18 protein-coding genes are annotated in these 14,882 nt (G+C 68.2%); 9 read left to right on the plus strand and 9 right to left on the minus strand.

All coding sequences use genetic code 11. From position 1 onward, the window contains the following. Positions 1–747 (plus strand): S1 family peptidase, encoded by a 747-nt coding sequence (locus ACZ6DT_RS26960; RefSeq protein ID WP_465600151.1) that lies wholly within the window; start codon positions 1–3, stop codon positions 745–747. 564 nt (positions 748–1,311) lie between these two features. On the opposite strand, the gene ACZ6DT_RS26965 is transcribed toward ACZ6DT_RS26960, so the two are convergent. Beyond that, complete coding sequence (locus ACZ6DT_RS26965; RefSeq protein WP_465600566.1) at positions 1,312–1,641, minus strand: hypothetical protein; 330 nt, start codon at positions 1,639–1,641, stop codon at positions 1,312–1,314. A gap of 396 nt (positions 1,642–2,037) precedes the next feature. On the opposite strand from ACZ6DT_RS26965, the gene ACZ6DT_RS26970 reads away from it, so the two are divergent. Then, positions 2,038–2,922 carry a glycoside hydrolase family 19 protein gene (locus ACZ6DT_RS26970; protein ID WP_465600153.1) on the plus strand — a complete coding sequence of 295 codons (885 nt, stop codon included), beginning with the start codon at positions 2,038–2,040 and terminating at the stop codon, positions 2,920–2,922. Between the two features lie 50 nt (positions 2,923–2,972). On the opposite strand, the gene ACZ6DT_RS26975 is transcribed toward ACZ6DT_RS26970, so the two are convergent. The 4 genes from ACZ6DT_RS26975 to ACZ6DT_RS26990 form a co-directional block, all read right to left on the minus strand. After that, on the minus strand, positions 2,973–3,413 hold the full coding sequence (locus tag ACZ6DT_RS26975; protein WP_465600156.1) for a MarR family winged helix-turn-helix transcriptional regulator: 441 nt from the start codon (positions 3,411–3,413) through the stop codon (positions 2,973–2,975). A gap of 376 nt (positions 3,414–3,789) precedes the next feature. Then, entirely contained in the window at positions 3,790–4,686 is an 897-nt protein-coding gene (locus ACZ6DT_RS26980) for a hypothetical protein (protein WP_465600159.1), read from the minus strand. A gap of 62 nt (positions 4,687–4,748) precedes the next feature. Next, complete coding sequence (locus ACZ6DT_RS26985) at positions 4,749–4,874, minus strand: HepT-like ribonuclease domain-containing protein (RefSeq protein WP_465600568.1); 126 nt, start codon at positions 4,872–4,874, stop codon at positions 4,749–4,751. A 290-nt stretch (positions 4,875–5,164) separates the two neighbouring features. Beyond that, on the minus strand, positions 5,165–5,971 hold the full coding sequence (locus ACZ6DT_RS26990) for an exodeoxyribonuclease III (protein ID WP_465600162.1): 807 nt from the start codon (positions 5,969–5,971) through the stop codon (positions 5,165–5,167). 56 nt (positions 5,972–6,027) lie between these two features. On the opposite strand from ACZ6DT_RS26990, the gene ACZ6DT_RS26995 reads away from it, so the two are divergent. Beyond that, on the plus strand, positions 6,028–6,771 hold the full coding sequence (locus tag ACZ6DT_RS26995) for an MBL fold metallo-hydrolase (protein ID WP_465600164.1): 744 nt from the start codon (positions 6,028–6,030) through the stop codon (positions 6,769–6,771). Between the two features lie 59 nt (positions 6,772–6,830). Here the strand turns inward: ACZ6DT_RS26995 and ACZ6DT_RS27000 are convergent, their stop codons facing one another. Both ACZ6DT_RS27000 and ACZ6DT_RS27005 read right to left on the minus strand, forming a co-directional pair. Further along, on the minus strand, positions 6,831–7,136 hold the full coding sequence (locus ACZ6DT_RS27000; protein ID WP_465600167.1) for an SH3 domain-containing protein: 306 nt from the start codon (positions 7,134–7,136) through the stop codon (positions 6,831–6,833). Positions 7,137–7,331: 195 nt separating this feature from the next. Beyond that, entirely contained in the window at positions 7,332–8,555 is a 1,224-nt protein-coding gene (locus ACZ6DT_RS27005; protein WP_034304555.1) for an NADP-dependent isocitrate dehydrogenase, read from the minus strand. A 239-nt stretch (positions 8,556–8,794) separates the two neighbouring features. Between ACZ6DT_RS27005 and ACZ6DT_RS27010 the strand changes: the two genes are divergently transcribed. The 3 genes from ACZ6DT_RS27010 to ACZ6DT_RS27020 all read left to right on the plus strand — a co-directional run bounded on the left by ACZ6DT_RS27010 (position 8,795) and on the right by ACZ6DT_RS27020 (position 10,994). Beyond that, positions 8,795–9,307, plus strand: coding sequence for a hypothetical protein (locus ACZ6DT_RS27010; protein WP_465600169.1), 513 nt, complete (start codon positions 8,795–8,797; stop codon positions 9,305–9,307). 82 nt (positions 9,308–9,389) lie between these two features. Next, positions 9,390–9,986, plus strand: a complete 597-nt coding sequence (locus ACZ6DT_RS27015) for a hypothetical protein (RefSeq protein ID WP_465600172.1) — start codon at positions 9,390–9,392, stop codon at positions 9,984–9,986. A gap of 12 nt (positions 9,987–9,998) precedes the next feature. After that, a complete protein-coding gene (locus tag ACZ6DT_RS27020; protein WP_465600175.1) occupies positions 9,999–10,994 on the plus strand; it encodes a DUF2203 family protein in 996 nt (331 codons plus the stop codon). Positions 10,995–11,057: 63 nt separating this feature from the next. Here ACZ6DT_RS27020 and ACZ6DT_RS27025 read toward each other — a convergent pair whose 3' ends face one another. Beyond that, a complete protein-coding gene (locus tag ACZ6DT_RS27025; protein ID WP_465600178.1) occupies positions 11,058–11,561 on the minus strand; it encodes an Lrp/AsnC family transcriptional regulator in 504 nt (167 codons plus the stop codon). Between the two features lie 46 nt (positions 11,562–11,607). Between ACZ6DT_RS27025 and ACZ6DT_RS27030 the strand changes: the two genes are divergently transcribed. Further along, the gene (locus ACZ6DT_RS27030; protein WP_465600180.1) at positions 11,608–12,468 is read left to right on the plus strand and encodes an NAD-dependent epimerase/dehydratase family protein; all 861 of its coding nucleotides are present in this window, start codon (positions 11,608–11,610) and stop codon (positions 12,466–12,468) included. Between the two features lie 4 nt (positions 12,469–12,472). Next, positions 12,473–13,297 carry an aldo/keto reductase gene (locus ACZ6DT_RS27035; protein ID WP_465600183.1) on the plus strand — a complete coding sequence of 275 codons (825 nt, stop codon included), beginning with the start codon at positions 12,473–12,475 and terminating at the stop codon, positions 13,295–13,297. Here ACZ6DT_RS27035 and ACZ6DT_RS27040 read toward each other — a convergent pair whose 3' ends face one another. Next, positions 13,298–13,912 carry a LysE/ArgO family amino acid transporter gene (locus ACZ6DT_RS27040; RefSeq protein ID WP_465600186.1) on the minus strand — a complete coding sequence of 205 codons (615 nt, stop codon included), beginning with the start codon at positions 13,910–13,912 and terminating at the stop codon, positions 13,298–13,300. It lies immediately after the preceding gene. Between the two features lie 66 nt (positions 13,913–13,978). On the opposite strand from ACZ6DT_RS27040, the gene ACZ6DT_RS27045 reads away from it, so the two are divergent. Then, positions 13,979–14,857 carry a LysR family transcriptional regulator ArgP gene (locus ACZ6DT_RS27045; protein ID WP_465600188.1) on the plus strand — a complete coding sequence of 293 codons (879 nt, stop codon included), beginning with the start codon at positions 13,979–13,981 and terminating at the stop codon, positions 14,855–14,857. The last annotated feature ends 25 nt before the right edge of the window (positions 14,858–14,882 follow it).

Consider the following 14,882-nt stretch of genomic DNA (forward strand, 5'->3'; position numbering starts at 1 on the left):
ATGAAGGCACGATCCCTGCTGATGGGCTTGGCCATCGCGGCCGCGGCCGTGTTCTCGCTCCCCGGCGTCGCGGCTGCGACCGAGCCCACCGGCGGCGTCCAGCCGAACATCGTCGGCGGCGGCAACGCGACCCAGGTCTACTCGTTCATGGCGTCGCAGCAGTCGAGCGGCGGCGGCCACCAGTGTGGTGGCTCACTGATCAGCTCGACCTGGGTGGTCACCGCGGCGCACTGTGGCACGCCGTACCAGGTGCGCGTCGGCACCACGAACCGCACCAGCGGCGGCACCGTCGCCCGCGTGGCCCAGCGGATCGCCCACCCGACCGCCGACCTGGCGCTGCTGCGTCTCTCGACGGCGGTGTCGCAGGCGCCGATCACGATCGCCGATTCGTCCGGGGCCGTCGGCACCGCGACGCGGATCATCGGCTGGGGCCAGACCTGTGCCCCGCGTGGCGCCTGCGGTGCCCCGATCACCCTGCAGGAGCTGAACACCTCGATCGTCGCCGACAGCCGTTGCCTCGGCATCCGCGGCGCGAGCGAGATCTGCACCAACAACCCCGACGGGAACAAGGGCGCCTGCTACGGCGACTCGGGTGGCCCGCAGGTGAAGCAGGTCAACGGTGTCTGGCAGCTGGTCGGCGCCACCAGCCGCGCGGGGAACAACAGCAGCACCTGCGCGACCGGGCCGTCGATCTACGTGGACGTCCCCTACTTCCGCAGCTGGATCCGCACCAACTCCGGAGTCTGATCCGGTTCCCGCGTCGCCCCACCGTCCCCGGGGGCGACGCGGGCCCAGCCGGTTCAGCAACGAACCGCGCGGAAGTTCGAACAGCCGCTCCAGCAGCGCGACCGCCTTCAGGGAGTCGCACCGCTCGGGGCGGCTTCTTCCGGTCCGCCAATAGCTCAAGGTCGCGACACTGACCCGGACGCCCTGCTGGGCGAGCCGGTGCCGGATCCGGTCGAGGCCGAGACCGCTCTCCGTGATCGCCCGGTCCAGAGCGCGCGGGAAGGGGTCACCGGGCCGGCTGCGACGCCGCGTCACCGTCATGGACCCGAGCGTGGCGATCAGCGGGCGGCTAAACAATCCGGGCCGGACTAGGTGTACCTACCCAAGAAATCCGCCACGTCGCCTTTAGCGGGCTAAACGCGATCTACCCGGCCTCGCCCCCGACCTGCGTTCAGCGGGCTAAACGCGATCCGAGGGGCCGGGGGCACCCAGGCGGGCGGACTCGCCTTTAGCGGGCTAAACGCGATCCGGGAGGGCAGGTCGCCTTTAGCGGGCTAAACGCGATCTGGACCGGGAGGACGCAGGTCAGGGGCGCGGCTGGCGGGTGAGGGCGTCGTTCGCGAGGACGGCCTCGGCCATCGCGGCGACGTTCGGGGCGGCGGGCCGGGCCGGGGCCACGGGAGCGAGGGCGACGGCGGCCGCGCGGGCCTTCCGGCGCTGACGGAACACACCGAAAGCCATCCCGACGATGCCGAGCGCGACGGCGATCAAGCCGACCGGGCCCAGAAGACCGAACGCCATCTCCGAACGCGTCGCCGACTCCGCGGCCGATGCCGGACCGGCACCCGCGACGAGCAGGGCGACCGGGATCGCGACGACCGCCGCGGCCCTGGCCGCGGGCAGGGCCGATCGCATCAGGAGATGAACTGGGTTCCGCACCGGAGTGCCTCCCGTGACGTGACATTGCCGAACCGGAACGCTAACCCGAACGAGTGAGCATTTCCAGGCTGCTGGTCAAAAAACTACAGAGCGTGTCAAGACCTGTGGGTTCTGATCAACTCGGGGCCCGAGACTAGCCCCTCACAGGGGGGATCATTCGAGCACCCCTCTTCTCAGAGTTGTCACCGCCGGAATCGGTTCAGGGCAAAAGCGGACAGCATTACGCCATTCGGCTGTCACCGCGCGGCCGAACAGGCAATACCCCACTTCTCCCGGTTGGTTTCTTGTGCGCAATGGTCTATACCTGTGGCCATACCCCTTAAAAGGTATAGACCAATCCCTGCATGGTCCCCTCGCACGAAGGAGCCACCGATGTCTCTTCGACGTATTCTCGCGGCGGTCGCCGCCACCATCGCCGCCACCACGGTCGCCGTGGTCGTCCCGGCCCAATCCGCCTCCGCCGCGGACTGCGTGGCGCCGTGGAACGCGAGCTCGGTCTACCGGGGCGGCAACACCGCCTCCCACAACGGGCACAACTGGTCCGCGAAGTGGTGGACACAGAACGAAACCCCTGGTAAAGCGCAGGTGTGGGCCGATCAGGGCGCCTGCGGCGGCACGACCAACCCGCCGAACCCGTCCGGCTTCGTGGTCAGCGAGGCCCAGTTCAACCAGATGTTCCCGAGCCGGAACCCCTTCTACACCTACAACGGCCTGGTCACCGCTCTCAGCGCGTATCCGGCCTTCGCCGGCACGGGCAGCGATACGGTGAAGAAGCAGGAAGCGGCCGCCTTCCTGGCGAACGTCAGCCACGAAACCGGCGGCCTCGTCCACATCGTCGAACAGAACCAGGCCAACTACCCGCACTACTGCGACACGAGCCAGTCCTACGGCTGCCCCGCGGGCAACGCCGCGTACTACGGCCGCGGTCCGATCCAGCTGAGCTGGAACTTCAACTACAAGGCCGCCGGCGACGCGCTGGGCCTGCCGCTGCTGACCAACCCGTGGCTGGTGCAGAACGACGCGGCGGTCGCCTGGAAGACCGGCATCTGGTACTGGATGACCCAGAACGGTCCGGGCACGATGACCCCGCACAACGCGATGGTCAACAGCCGCGGTTTCGGTGAGACCATCCGCAGCATCAACGGAAGCATCGAGTGCAACGGCGGCAACCCGGCCCAGGTGCAGAGCCGCGTGAACAAGTACCAGCAGTTCACCGGCATCCTCGGCGTCAACCCCGGGGGCAACCTGCACTGCTGATCCATTCAGGGAGGGGCCCTTCGCCGCATGTGAAGTGGCGCAGGGCCCCTTCAGTTTTCGTCGAGGGACACCAGCAGGCGGCGCAGCGCGGCATCCAGGACGCCGAGGTCCTCACCCAGCGGCGACAGGAGCTTCGCGACGTTCGCCGTGTGCTCGGTCATCGCGACGTCGACGACTTCGAAACCGCGCTCGGTCAGCGTGACCCGGAAGCTGCGCCGGTCTTCGGGGTTCAGCGCCCGTTCGACCAGTCCAGCCGCCTCGAGCCGGTCGATACGGCTGGTCATCCCGGCCCTGGACATCATCAGCGTCGCGGACAGCTCGGACGAGATCAGCGTGTACGGCTTCCCGGATCGCCTGAGCGCCGCGAGCACGTCGAACTCTCCGTTTTTCAGGCCGTGCCTCGCGAACACGGCTTCCACCATCGGCGTGGTCAGCATCGCCACCCGGCCGAGTCGCCCGGCGACCCGTTCGCGCCGCCATGCGCCGACCACCGCGTCGATCGCGCCCGCGTTTCGCTCACGACCTCAGTCCATTCGACAGGAGATAGTTTGCCCGCGAATTATCAGTGGTGAAACTATCGTCGGCATGGCTCCACGTATCTTGGCCACAAGCGGAGTCAGGAGCGGGGCGAGAACACAGCTGGACGTCGGAGCCGTTGGAGCGGCGACGCACTATCACGCCGGCTCCTCCGAGATGTTCTTCATGCTCGTCGTTCCGCCGCTGACCACACACGCTTTCCGCGCGGCCGCGGACTCGTCGGCGGACGTACTGGAAAAGTCGGCCACGACGAGGCGAACGTCCGAGATCTCTTGGACAGCCAGGAAAACTCGACAACCATTTCGTCGAGAGTCCAGTGTGGACAGCCCGTCAGTAACCGCGCGGCGGGTAACCCGGCGGCGGATACCCGGGTTGCGGGTAGTGCGGCGGCGGGTAGTGCGGCGGCGGGTACTGGGGCGGCGGATATCCCGGCTGCTGCGGCGGATACGGCGGCGGGCCGTACTGCGGCGGAGGCGGATACTGCTGCGGATACCCGGGATTCTGCGGCGGATACGGCTGTTGCGGGTACTGGGGTTGTTGCGGGTACTGGGGCTGCTGCGGTGGCGGCGGCGGCGCGGCGGGCTGTCCGCCACCGAGGTGGAACGGCAGCAGCGGCACCAGCTGCGCGAGCTTGCCGAGCGTCGCGAGGATCTCGTCCGGTTTCGTCCGGCCGAACGTCGGATTCTCGACGTAGACCAACTCCGCGCCAACCAGCGACCAAGTGTGCAGCTTCGAGGAGCGCATCGTGGCGGCCACTTGCGGTGTCAGCACTCCGACCGCGACGTTCGGGTCGGTGTCGATCAGCTTGTACCAGCGGTTGAACTTCCGGTCCGCGGTGGCGGGCTCCGGGTACTGCTCGACGTCCCAGGCGGACTCGATACTCGACACGATCTGGAAATTCGGCATCGGCGCGGGCAGGGTGACCACCCAGACCGTGTCGATCGAGATCGTGTCGAGCTCGTTGACCTTCTTGTTGGTCCACCGCGTGTGCACGCTCGTGACCGTCGGGCGGCGGTGATAGTCGAAGACGCTGAACCGCAGCCCCTGATACGCGCCGCTCAGGGCGCCGAACGCCATCCGCTTGTCCCCGCGCTGACTGAACGGCAGCACCGTCCACCGCTCCAGGAGGTTCGGCGCGTCCGGGCTGAACTCCCACCCGTACTGGCCGGACATGGCGTAGCGCTCGGCGTTGGTCGCCTCGATACGCCTGGCTTCGTTCGTTTCCATCGCAACCCCCGGATCTCCCGCGCGCAGATTATCCGGAGCACGTTGCCGGCGCGTGGTCGGACCTACGCATCTTGCAACCGCCGCGGAACACCGATCAATCCAGGAAGTCTCTCAGTGAGTACCTGCCACACCAAGGCATCGTCGACCGTCGCGTAACCGTGGATGAGGATGTCGCGAAACGCGCCGATACGCCCGAGGTCAGGGGACTGACTCGCTCAACAGCTCCGCAGCCCTCAAAGCGAGCGTCACGCCGCTTAGAGAAGCTCCCGTGTCTCCAGCACCCGCTGTTTGAGGTACGGATTTCGAATGCTGGTCACGCTGATGAGATCGACCGGGCGACCGAGCACCTGCTCGAACCTTCAGGTCGAAGTACGTGCCGAAGTACTCAAACCCCGGCCCCGCGTCGAACTCGATTGTGCCTGACCGGATCCCGGAGGTCACGGCGAACAGCCGTGATCCTGGACCTTCGGCCGGTCGCTCAGTCCCGGTACGTCGCCGTCACCGGCGCGTGGTCGGACCAGCGCTGGTCGTAGGACTCGGCGCGCTCGACGACGACGGAAGTGCACCGCTCGGCCAGGCCGGGGGTGGCGATCTGACAGTCGATGCGCCAGCCCGAGTCGTTGTCGAACGCCTTCCCGCGGTACGACCACCAGGTATACGGGCCGGGGCCTTCCGGCTCGAGCTTGCGCTGCACGTCGACATACCCGGCCTCGGTGAACACGCGGCCGAGCCACTCTCGCTCTTCCGGCAGGAAGCCCGAGCTCTTCTGGTTGCCGCGCCAGTTCTTCAAGTCGGTCTTGTCGTAGGCGATGTTCCAGTCGCCCACGACGACGACCTCACGGCCACCGGCCGCTGCTTTGGCGCGCAGGTCGACGAGGTACGGCAGGAACGCCGCCATGAAGCGCTCTTTTTCGTCTTGGCGCGGGGTGCCGACGTCGCCGCTGGGCAAGTACAGGCTCGCGACCACGACGTCCGGCAGGTGGATCTCGGCGTAGCGGCCGCTGTCCTCGAATTCGGGCTCGCCGAACCCGATGCGGACCTCTTCCGGCTCGGCCCGGCTGAAGAGCATGACGCCGTTGCGCCCCTTCTGCGCCGACGGCGCGTGCACCACGTGCCAGCCTTCGGGCGCGGCGGCGCCGGCCGGGAGCTCCTTGAGCTCGGCTCGGACCTCCTGGCAGGCGACGACGTCGGCCGTCGTCGAGCCCAGCCACTCGACGAAGCCTTTTTTCGCGGCGGCACGGAGGCCGTTGACATTCACAGTGGAGACGGTCAGCACTCTTCGCACGCTACCCGGGGGGTCCGACAGAACCGGCACGGCGTGCGCTCTGCGAGACTGCGCGCATGAGCGAGCTGACCGTGCTGGGCAGCTGCGGCGCCTGGCCGGAACCGGGCCGGGCCTGCGCCGGTTTCCTCCTGGTCCACGAGGAGTTCAAGGTCGTACTCGACCTCGGTTACGGCGCCGCGTCACGGCTGTTCGAACACTGTCCCGGCGGCCGGGTCGACGCGGTGGTGGTGACGCACGAGCATCCCGATCACTGCGCCGACGTGAGCGCGCTCGGCCGTGCCCGCGCCTACGGGCTGCCGGACGAGCCGAGGATCCCGCTGCACTGCACGCCGGGCACGGTGCGGCGGCTCGAAGCGATGGAGCCGCGACCGCATCCGACGACGATCTTCGACGTGTCCGAACTCGGTCCGCCGCGCGAGGTCGGGCCGTTCCGGATGACCACGTTCCCGCTGCCGCACCATGTACCGAATCACGGCGTCCGGCTGACCGCGCCCGGGCTCACCGTCGCCTATACCGGGGACAGCGGGCCGAGCCCGATCCTGGCGGAGCTGGCGCGCGACGCCGACCTGCTCATCGCGGACGCCACGTTGCAGGGCCCTTCTCCTGACGAGACGCCGCGCCTGGTGTCGACGGCGGGCGAGGCCGGGTACTGGGCCGAGCGCGCGGGTGCCCGGCGGCTGCTGCTGACCCACTTCTGGCCAGGCTCCGACCGCGCGGTCTCGGTCGCCGAAGCACGGAAGGAGTTCAGCGGCGAGGTGCTGGCGGCCGAGGAAGGCGCCCACTTGCGTTTAGCGGGCTAAACGCGAAGCCGCAAGTCACAGGCCCGCCGCGGTTAGCAGGCTAAACGCGAAGCCGCAGGTCACGGGCCGCATTTGGCGCCTTCGATCGGGGTCGTGAACTCGGCGGAGACCCATTTGCCCTCGGCGATCTTGCGGAAGCCCTTCTCGACCACCGGCTGCGCGTCGATCTTCGCGTCCTTGACGTACTTGCCGACGATCTTCTGCCCACCGGGGGCGTCGCGCGCGTTGAGCACGTCGGCCGTCACCACGACCTGGCATCCGGTCGGACTCGAAGCGCTGGACTCCCTGTCCTGTCCCGAGATGGCGACGACGACGATCAGCGCGAGTCCGCCGCCGATGAACAAGACCGGTTTCGAGATGGCCATGATGGTCACTCCTCGAACAAGGGAATCGTTTTCTGTCTGGACCAGAGTGGCAGAAGCCGGGACGGCCGCCCAGATCCCGGATTGCCAACCACCCGGAGGCGCCAACCGGACGGCGGGCGTGCTACCCACGGTCACAAGTACGCGAAAGCCCCCTTCCGGCGAGGGAAGGGGGCTTTCACACACTCGACGCGAAACTCAGCCCTGGGCGATCTTCTTGGCCAGGTTGGCGTCCAGCGTCGCGAGGAATTCCTCGGTGGTCTGGAAGGCCTGGTCCTTGCTGATCAGCAGCGCGAGGTCCTTGGTCATCTTGCCGCTCTCGACGGTTTCGACGACGACCTGCTCCAGCTTGTTCGCGAACCCGATCAGTTCCGGGTTCGAGTCCAGCTTGCCGCGGTGCTCGAGGCCCCGGGTCCACGCGTAGATGGACGCGATCGGGTTGGTCGAGGTCGGCTTGCCCTGCTGGTGCTGGCGGTAGTGCCGGGTCACGGTGCCGTGCGCGGCCTCGGCCTCGACGGTCTTGCCGTCCGGGGTGCGCAGCACCGACGTCATCAGGCCCAGCGAGCCGAAGCCCTGCGCGACCGTGTCGGACTGGACGTCACCGTCGTAGTTCTTGCAGGCCCAGACGTAGCCGCCCTCCCACTTCATCGCCGCGGCGACCATGTCGTCGATCAGGCGGTGCTCGTAAGAGATGCCCTTGGCGTCGAAGTCGGCCTTGAACTCGGCCTGGTAGATCTCCTCGAACACGTCCTTGAACATGCCGTCGTAGGCCTTGAGGATGGTGTTCTTGGTCGACATGTAGACCGGGTACTCGCGGTCGAGGCCGTACTGCAGCGAGGCGCGCGCGAAATCCTCGATGGACTTGCGGTAGTTGTACATGCCCATGGCGACGCCGCCGCCCTCGGGGAACTTCGCGACCTCGAACTCCATCGGCTCGGAGCCGTCGTCCGGGGTGTAGCTGATGGTCAGCGTGCCGGGACCGGGGACCTTGAAGTTGGTCGCCTTGTACTGGTCACCGTGCGCGTGACGGCCGATGATGATCGGCTTGGTCCAGCCGGGCACCAGGCGCGGGATGTTCTGGATGACGATCGGCTCGCGGAAGATCACGCCGCCGAGGATGTTGCGGATCGTGCCGTTGGGCGAGAGCCACATCTTCTTCAGGCCGAACTCTTCGACGCGCGCCTCGTCCGGCGTGATCGTGGCGCACTTGACGCCGACGCCGTGCTTCTTGATCGCGTTGGCCGAGTCGACGGTGACCTGGTCGTCGGTGCGGTCCCGCTCCTCGATACCGAGGTCGTAGTACTCCAGGTTCACGTCCAGGTACGGGTGGATCAGCCTGTCCTTGATGAACTGCCAAATGATGCGGGTCATCTCATCACCGTCGAGCTCGACGACGGTGCCCTGGACCTTGATCTTGGCCATGAGCAGCGGTGCTCCTTCCGCGGATCTTCGCGTTCTTCTTCAGTCTTTCCGGTAGCGGTACAAGCGTACTGCTTAACGGTCCTGGATGGTTCCAGTAGTGGTCGGTATCAAGTCTCCACGAGGACGCTGTGACCGACGTCACCTGGTCGGACGACGGCCATCCGGCCGTCACGGAACCGCGCGGGCCGCGAAATCATCGAACAGCACTCCTCTGCCGGCCCACCGGAAAGGGCGGTCCCATGACGAACGATCCCTACGCCGTGCCCCCGTACGAGCAGTCCCAGGTCCCGGAGCCTTACGGCGCCCAGCCTAGGCAAGCGAGCCGGGCCGTGCCGCGCGTGCTCAGCGCGCTGGGCGGAGTGCTGCTGACACCCGCCGCTCTCGGCCTGACGATCTACGGCGGCTCACGGTTGCAGCGTGGTTTCTCGCAGTACATGTCCGTCGGTGAAGACCCGCTCAGCCTGTTCTTGCTGGCCCTCGGCGGCGTGCTCCTGCTCGGCGTCGCGCTCCTCGGAGCGCTGTCCGGGATCGGGCCGGCGGTGGGCGGACTGCTGTGGGGTGTGCTGCCGGGGCTGGCGTTCCTGCTGAGCCCGCTGGACGTCATGCGCCTCATCCACGACCTGACCGGGGCGAGCCTCGGGATGGGCTTGGTGACCTGGCTGGCGATGGGCGCCCTGATCGGGAGCGGATTTCTGCTCATCGGGGCCGGCCTGGTGGGCACCTTCTCGCGGCGCCGCCCGAATCGCGTTTAGCGGGCTAAACGCGCTTTGCGGAGATCGAAGTGAACCGAAGGGGGCCGAGGTCCGTAGTCCGGTTAAGGGAGGTGACCCGCCCATGTCATCGCACCGGTACGTCGCGGAGTACGACGACGAGGACTACCAGGAGTACGGCGAGTACGAGCAGCCACCGAAGGACCCGCGGAGGCCGTACGAGGACGTCGAGTCGTATGAACCGTACGAACCCGTCGACGACGACCTGGGCGCCGAAGACTCGCGCGCGGGCCGAGGCGTGCGTCGCGTCCTCAGCGGCGCAGGCGGTCTGATCCTGACGCCGGTCGCCCTCGGCCTGTTGTCTTGGGGCGGCCTGCGGCAGCAGATGCTCGTCCAGGCGACGCTCAGCACCCAGCGTGACGTCTTGAGCATCGGCCTGCTCGTGGGTGGCGGGCTCCTGTTGCTGGCGGTCGGGCTGCTCGGCGCGCTCTCGGCGACCGGGCCGATCCTCGGCGGTCTCGTCTGGGGCGTCGCGCCCGGCGTGGCGACCATCGCCGTCCCGGAATGGGGTTTCCGGCTGGTGAAGTACCTGCCGCAGAACGACGTCACCTACGGCGTCACGAGCTGGCTCTTCATCGGCGGGCTGCTCGCGACGGGCTTCCTCCTGATCGGCGCGGGCCTCGCGTCGAGACTCGCCCGGCGGCGCGACCGAGCGGGCTGAGACCATCGGCGCATGGGTTTGTTCACCGTTCCCGAAGCCCGCGCCGAGCTCGCCCGGCTACGTCCCGTGCTCGACGAGCTGGTCCGTCTTCGCGCCGACGCGGCCGAACTCGCCGCGTCCCTGCGCCCCGGCGGCCGGGAGACCGCGCTCGGCGGGATGCCGGAGTGGAAGGCCGCGCAGGCCCGGTTGGACGATCTGATGACGACCGTCCAGCGGACCGGTGCGGAGTTGAAGGGGTTCGCCCCGCTCCTGATCGACTTCCCCGCCGAACTCGACGGCGTCGACGTCCTGCTCTGCTGGCTCGAAGGCGATTCGGAACTGTGCTGGTATCACCGCCTCGACCTGGGTTTCGCCGGCAGGCGCCGCCTCCCGGATGAGGTCGCCGGCGTGCGCGAGGAGATCGCGGCCGGACTGTTCGACGGCATCGCCGCACACTACGACGAAGACACTTTTCACGGCCTCGTCGCCGACGCGCTCGTCGACGGTCTCGGCCTTGCGGCGCCCGAACGAGTTCTCGACGTCGCGACCGGTACGGGTGTGGCCGCGTTCGCCGCGCTGCGCCTGGAGCCGGGCGAAGTGCTCGCGATCGACATCTCGCCGGGCATGATCGCCCAGGCCGAGGCGAAGGCGGCGACGCGCGATCCCGGCAAGCTCATCACCTGGCAGGTCGCCTCGGCGGTTCCGTCGCCGGTGGAGGACGAAGGCGTGGACGCCGTACTGTGCGCGTCTTCGCTGCACTTCCTCGGCGCGGCCGCGCTCCGCGATTGGCTGCGGGCGCTGCGCCCGGGCGGCAGGGCGGGTTTCAGCCTGCCGCTCGCGTCGGCGTTCCGGCCGTCGGAGGCGTTCGCCGCCATCGTCCCCTCTGACCTGAAGCTGCCGGAAACCGAGGAAGAGGCGGCGGAACTGGCCTCCGAGGCGGGTTTCACCGAGGTGAGCGTGAAACGCCTCGACATCGAAACGCCGGACCGGATCCGGTCGGTGTTCGTGGTGCACGCGACCAGGCCCTGATATCTACGGCGGCCCGCGCTTCGGCAGTCGTTCCAGCCGCTCGACGACGTCGCTTCCGACGGATCACAAGGGCAGCAGCACGCGCCGCTCGATCGGGCTGGACATGACGATCGACGTCGTCGTGGCGCCCAGCGTGGACAGATCCTCCAGCAGGTCTTCCAGGTGCGTGGTGTCGCGCACGGCGATCTTGAGGATCCAGCAGTCCTCCCCCACCACATGGTGCAGTTCGAGGATCTCCGGCCGGTCCATGATCTTCCGGGTGCGCGGATGCCGGACGGTGAACCCGCTGTGCGGTGCCATCCGCACGAACGCCCGCAGTCCGAGGCCGATCCCGGAGGGCGAGACGAGCGCCGCGTAGCCGATGATCGTGCCGTCGGCTTCGAGCCGTTTGACGCGCTCGCCGACAGCGGCTGGACTCAGCGAAACGCGACGTCCGAGCTCGCTCAAGGTGATGCGGCCTTCCTCCTGGAGGAGTTCAAGGAGTCGCCGGTCGATCACATCCAGTGAGCTTTCCGTGAAACCGTGATTCGGCCGAGTTTCTTTCAGCGTTCCGGCTGATTCACCCATGGTTTCCCCTTCTAGAGCCCGGATCGCCACCGTAACACTGGTGGGCATGAAGAAAGTGCTCATTCTGGGCGGAAGCCGGTACTTCGGCCGGGAGGTGGTCGAGCGGCTGCGCGACGCCGGGCTGGACGTCACCGTCCTCAACCGCGGCTCCACCCCGGCGCCCGTCGGCGTCGCCCACCTGATCGCCGACCGCGACGACGAAGCCGGGCTGAGGGCCGCGCTGGGTCCTCGTTCCTTCGACGTCGTGCTGGACCAGGTCTGCTACACCCCGGTCCAGGCGGCGATCGCACGCCGCGTCCTCCGCGCGGAGCGGTACGTGATGACGTCCACGATCGAGGTCTACGACCAGGTCCGGACGGAGACCCCGATGGCCGAATCGCTGGTTTCCCACTCGACGGCGGAGCTCGGGCTTCCTTGGCACGACGAGGATTTCCTGGAAGCGCATTACGGCGAAGGCAAGCGGCAGGCCGAGACGGTCTTCGCGGCGGCAGACACGCCGTTCGCCTCGGTGCGGGTCGCGCACGTCGTCGGTGACGACGACTTCACCGGACGGCTGCGGCATTACGTCGAACGGCTGGACGCTGGGGAACCCGTGGAGATCCACGCGAACCCGCGGCCGTCCACGTTCATCCACGCGCGGGAGATCGCGGAGTTCCTGACCTGGACCGTGCTCGCGGACTTCACGGGTCCGGTCAACGCCGGTTCGCACGGCGAGGTTTCCGCCGTGGACATCGCCCGTGCGATTTCGGTCGAGCCCCGGTTCCGGATCGTCGAGCGGAACGCCTCGCCGTTCTCCTTCGACCGGTACGCCGTCCTGGACACCTCGCGCGCGACCGGTCTCGGTTTCACCTTCTCCACCACCACCGATTGGTTCAGTGAAGCCGTCGAAGACGCCAGAAAGGCCTGAGCACATGCGTTACCGCACCATCGGAGACGTCGAGGTGAGCGCGATCGGACTGGGCGCGATGCCGCTGTCGATCGAGGGCCGTCCGGACCGCGACCGCGCGATCGCCACGATCCACGCCGCGCTCGACGCCGGTGTCACGCTGATCGACACGGCCGACTCCTACCACTGGCACGCGGGCGAAACCGGGCACAACGAGGCGCTGATCGCCGAAGCGCTGGCGGGCCACAGCGGCTCGGACGCGGTGCTCGTCGCGACCAAGGGCGGCCGCGGCCGTCCCGGTGACGGCTCGTGGACCGTCACCGGGACACCCACGCACCTCAAGAACGCCTGCGAGGGCTCGCTGAAACGGCTCGGCGTCGACGCGATCGGGCTCTACCAGCTGCACAAACCCGACGAGAACGTGCCGTGGGCGGAATCCGTCGGCGCGATCAAGGAACTGGCCGGCGAAGGCAAGATCCGGCTCGCCGGACTGTCCAATGTGTCCAGTGCGCAGATACTGGAAGCACAGGAAATCCTCGGCGGGACACTCGTTTCGGTGCAGAACGAGCATTCGCCCGCGCAGCGGGCGCACGAACCGGAACTCGCCCTGTGCACCGAACTCGGACTCGCCTATCTGCCGTGGGGCCCGCTCCGCGGGATCGGCGGCGAGTTCCTTTCCGTGGCCGAAGAAATCGGTGTCAGCCGGCAACGGGTGTGCCTGGCCTGGCTGCTCGCGAAGTCGCCGTCGATGATCGCGATCCCCGGTTCGACGAGGTCGGCGACGATCCGTGACTCGGCGGCCGCGGCCGATCTCGTGCTCAGCGCCGAAGTGCTGGCCCGGCTGCCGTGATCAGGCGCTGATCACCAACGTCACACCGAGGGCGATCATCGTCGCGGCGACCAGGCCGTCGAGCACCCGCCACGACGACGGCTTGCGGAAGACCCCGCTGAGCAGCCGCGCGCCGAAACCGAGCGCGAGGAACCAGAGCACGCTGGCCGACACCGCGCCCACGCCGAACGCCCACCGGTCGCTGCCGTGGCCGGCCGCGATCGCGCCGAGCAGGAGAAGGGTGTCGAGGTAGACGTGCGGGTTCAGCCAGGTGATCGCCAGCGTGGTCAGCACGATGCGGCGCAGCGATCCGCCGGTCTCCGGACCACCGGTTTCCAGCGCCGCCGGCTTGAACGCGCGACGGGCCGCGAGAGCGCCGTAGCAAAGCAGGAAAGCGCCACCGACCAGGGCGACGATGGTCAGCGCTTCGGGTGAGGTCCCCACCAGGGCGCCGACTCCGCCGACGCCGAGGCTGACCAGGATGGCATCCGAGAAGATGCAGATCAGCACCACGACGAGTACCGCTTCGCGCCGGATGCCCTGCCGCAGCACGAAGGCGTTCTGCGCGCCGATCGCGACGATGAGGGCCATGGTCGCGCCGAACCCGGCGACCGCGCTGAACAGAACGTCTCCCATGTCGACCACGGTAGAAATCCAGGAGTCAACAGTACAGCTAAAGATTCTTACGTAACATTAGCGTTCGTGATGACAGATCTGCCCCTCGACCTGGTCCGCACGCTGCTGGCCGTCGCCGACGAAGGCACGTTCGACGCGGCGGCCTCGGCCCTGCACGTGACGCCGTCGGCGATCAGCCAGCGCGTCAAGGCACTGGAACAGCGCACCGGCCGGGTCCTGCTGATCCGCACGAAACCGGTGCGCCTCACCGATTCCGGGCAGGCCGTCGTGCGGTTCGGTCGTCAGCTGGCGCTGCTGGAGGCCGACACGCGGGCCGAACTCGGCCTGACCGCGGGCGACGAACCGGTCCGGCTGCCGATCGCGGTGAACGCCGATTCGCTGGCGACGTGGTTCCTGCCGGCGCTCACCCGGGTGCCGCCCGAGCAGAAGATCTGCTTCGAACTGCACCGCGAGGATCAGGACCACACCACGACCCTGCTGAGGGAGGGCCTGGTGATGGCCGCCGTGACGTCGTCACCCGATCCGGTCGCGGGGTGTTCGGTGCACCGGCTCGGGCACATGCGTTATCTGGCCGTCGTGAGCCCGGCCCTCGGCACGGACCTCGACCTCGCCGAAGCACCTGTCGTCGTCTTCGACCGCCGTGACGATCTCCAGGACCGCTTCGCCCGCGAGCGCGGCACGATCGCGCGCCCCCTGCGGCACTACGTTCCCTCGTCCGAAGGATTCTTCGACGCCGTCGCGGCCGGGATGGGCTGGGGCATGGTGCCGCTCGCGCAGATCGGCGACCGCCTGCGGGACGGCACGTTCGCCTCTCTCGACCCGGGTCACCCGATCGACGTGCCCCTGTTCTGGCAGCAGTGGAAACTCGACTCCCCCGCGCTTGCGGTGGTGTCGGCCACCATCACCACGGCGGCCGCGGACCTGCTGGTCGATCCGCACGGATGAGGGGGCGCGCGGCGGCCCGGTCGTG

This window comes from Amycolatopsis sp. NPDC041971, from assembly GCF_055588925.1.

What these genes read in the sequence shown, in the direction of transcription:
- ACZ6DT_RS26960 (WP_465600151.1), top strand. Translation starts at nt 1, where the DNA reads ATGAAGGCACGATCCCTGCTGATGGGCTTGGCCATCGCGGCCGCGGCC.
- ACZ6DT_RS26965 (WP_465600566.1), bottom strand. Translation starts at nt 1,641, where the DNA reads ATGCGATCGGCCCTGCCCGCGGCCAGGGCCGCGGCGGTCGTCGCGATC.
- ACZ6DT_RS26970 (WP_465600153.1), top strand. Translation starts at nt 2,038, where the DNA reads ATGTCTCTTCGACGTATTCTCGCGGCGGTCGCCGCCACCATCGCCGCC.
- ACZ6DT_RS26980 (WP_465600159.1), bottom strand. Translation starts at nt 4,686, where the DNA reads ATGGAAACGAACGAAGCCAGGCGTATCGAGGCGACCAACGCCGAGCGC.
- ACZ6DT_RS26995 (WP_465600164.1), top strand. Translation starts at nt 6,028, where the DNA reads ATGAGCGAGCTGACCGTGCTGGGCAGCTGCGGCGCCTGGCCGGAACCG.
- ACZ6DT_RS27000 (WP_465600167.1), bottom strand. Translation starts at nt 7,136, where the DNA reads ATGGCCATCTCGAAACCGGTCTTGTTCATCGGCGGCGGACTCGCGCTG.
- ACZ6DT_RS27005 (WP_034304555.1), bottom strand. Translation starts at nt 8,555, where the DNA reads ATGGCCAAGATCAAGGTCCAGGGCACCGTCGTCGAGCTCGACGGTGAT.
- ACZ6DT_RS27010 (WP_465600169.1), top strand. Translation starts at nt 8,795, where the DNA reads ATGACGAACGATCCCTACGCCGTGCCCCCGTACGAGCAGTCCCAGGTC.
- ACZ6DT_RS27015 (WP_465600172.1), top strand. Translation starts at nt 9,390, where the DNA reads ATGTCATCGCACCGGTACGTCGCGGAGTACGACGACGAGGACTACCAG.
- ACZ6DT_RS27020 (WP_465600175.1), top strand. Translation starts at nt 9,999, where the DNA reads ATGGGTTTGTTCACCGTTCCCGAAGCCCGCGCCGAGCTCGCCCGGCTA.
- ACZ6DT_RS27025 (WP_465600178.1), bottom strand. Translation starts at nt 11,561, where the DNA reads ATGGGTGAATCAGCCGGAACGCTGAAAGAAACTCGGCCGAATCACGGT.
- ACZ6DT_RS27030 (WP_465600180.1), top strand. Translation starts at nt 11,608, where the DNA reads ATGAAGAAAGTGCTCATTCTGGGCGGAAGCCGGTACTTCGGCCGGGAG.
- ACZ6DT_RS27035 (WP_465600183.1), top strand. Translation starts at nt 12,473, where the DNA reads ATGCGTTACCGCACCATCGGAGACGTCGAGGTGAGCGCGATCGGACTG.
- ACZ6DT_RS27040 (WP_465600186.1), bottom strand. Translation starts at nt 13,912, where the DNA reads ATGGGAGACGTTCTGTTCAGCGCGGTCGCCGGGTTCGGCGCGACCATG.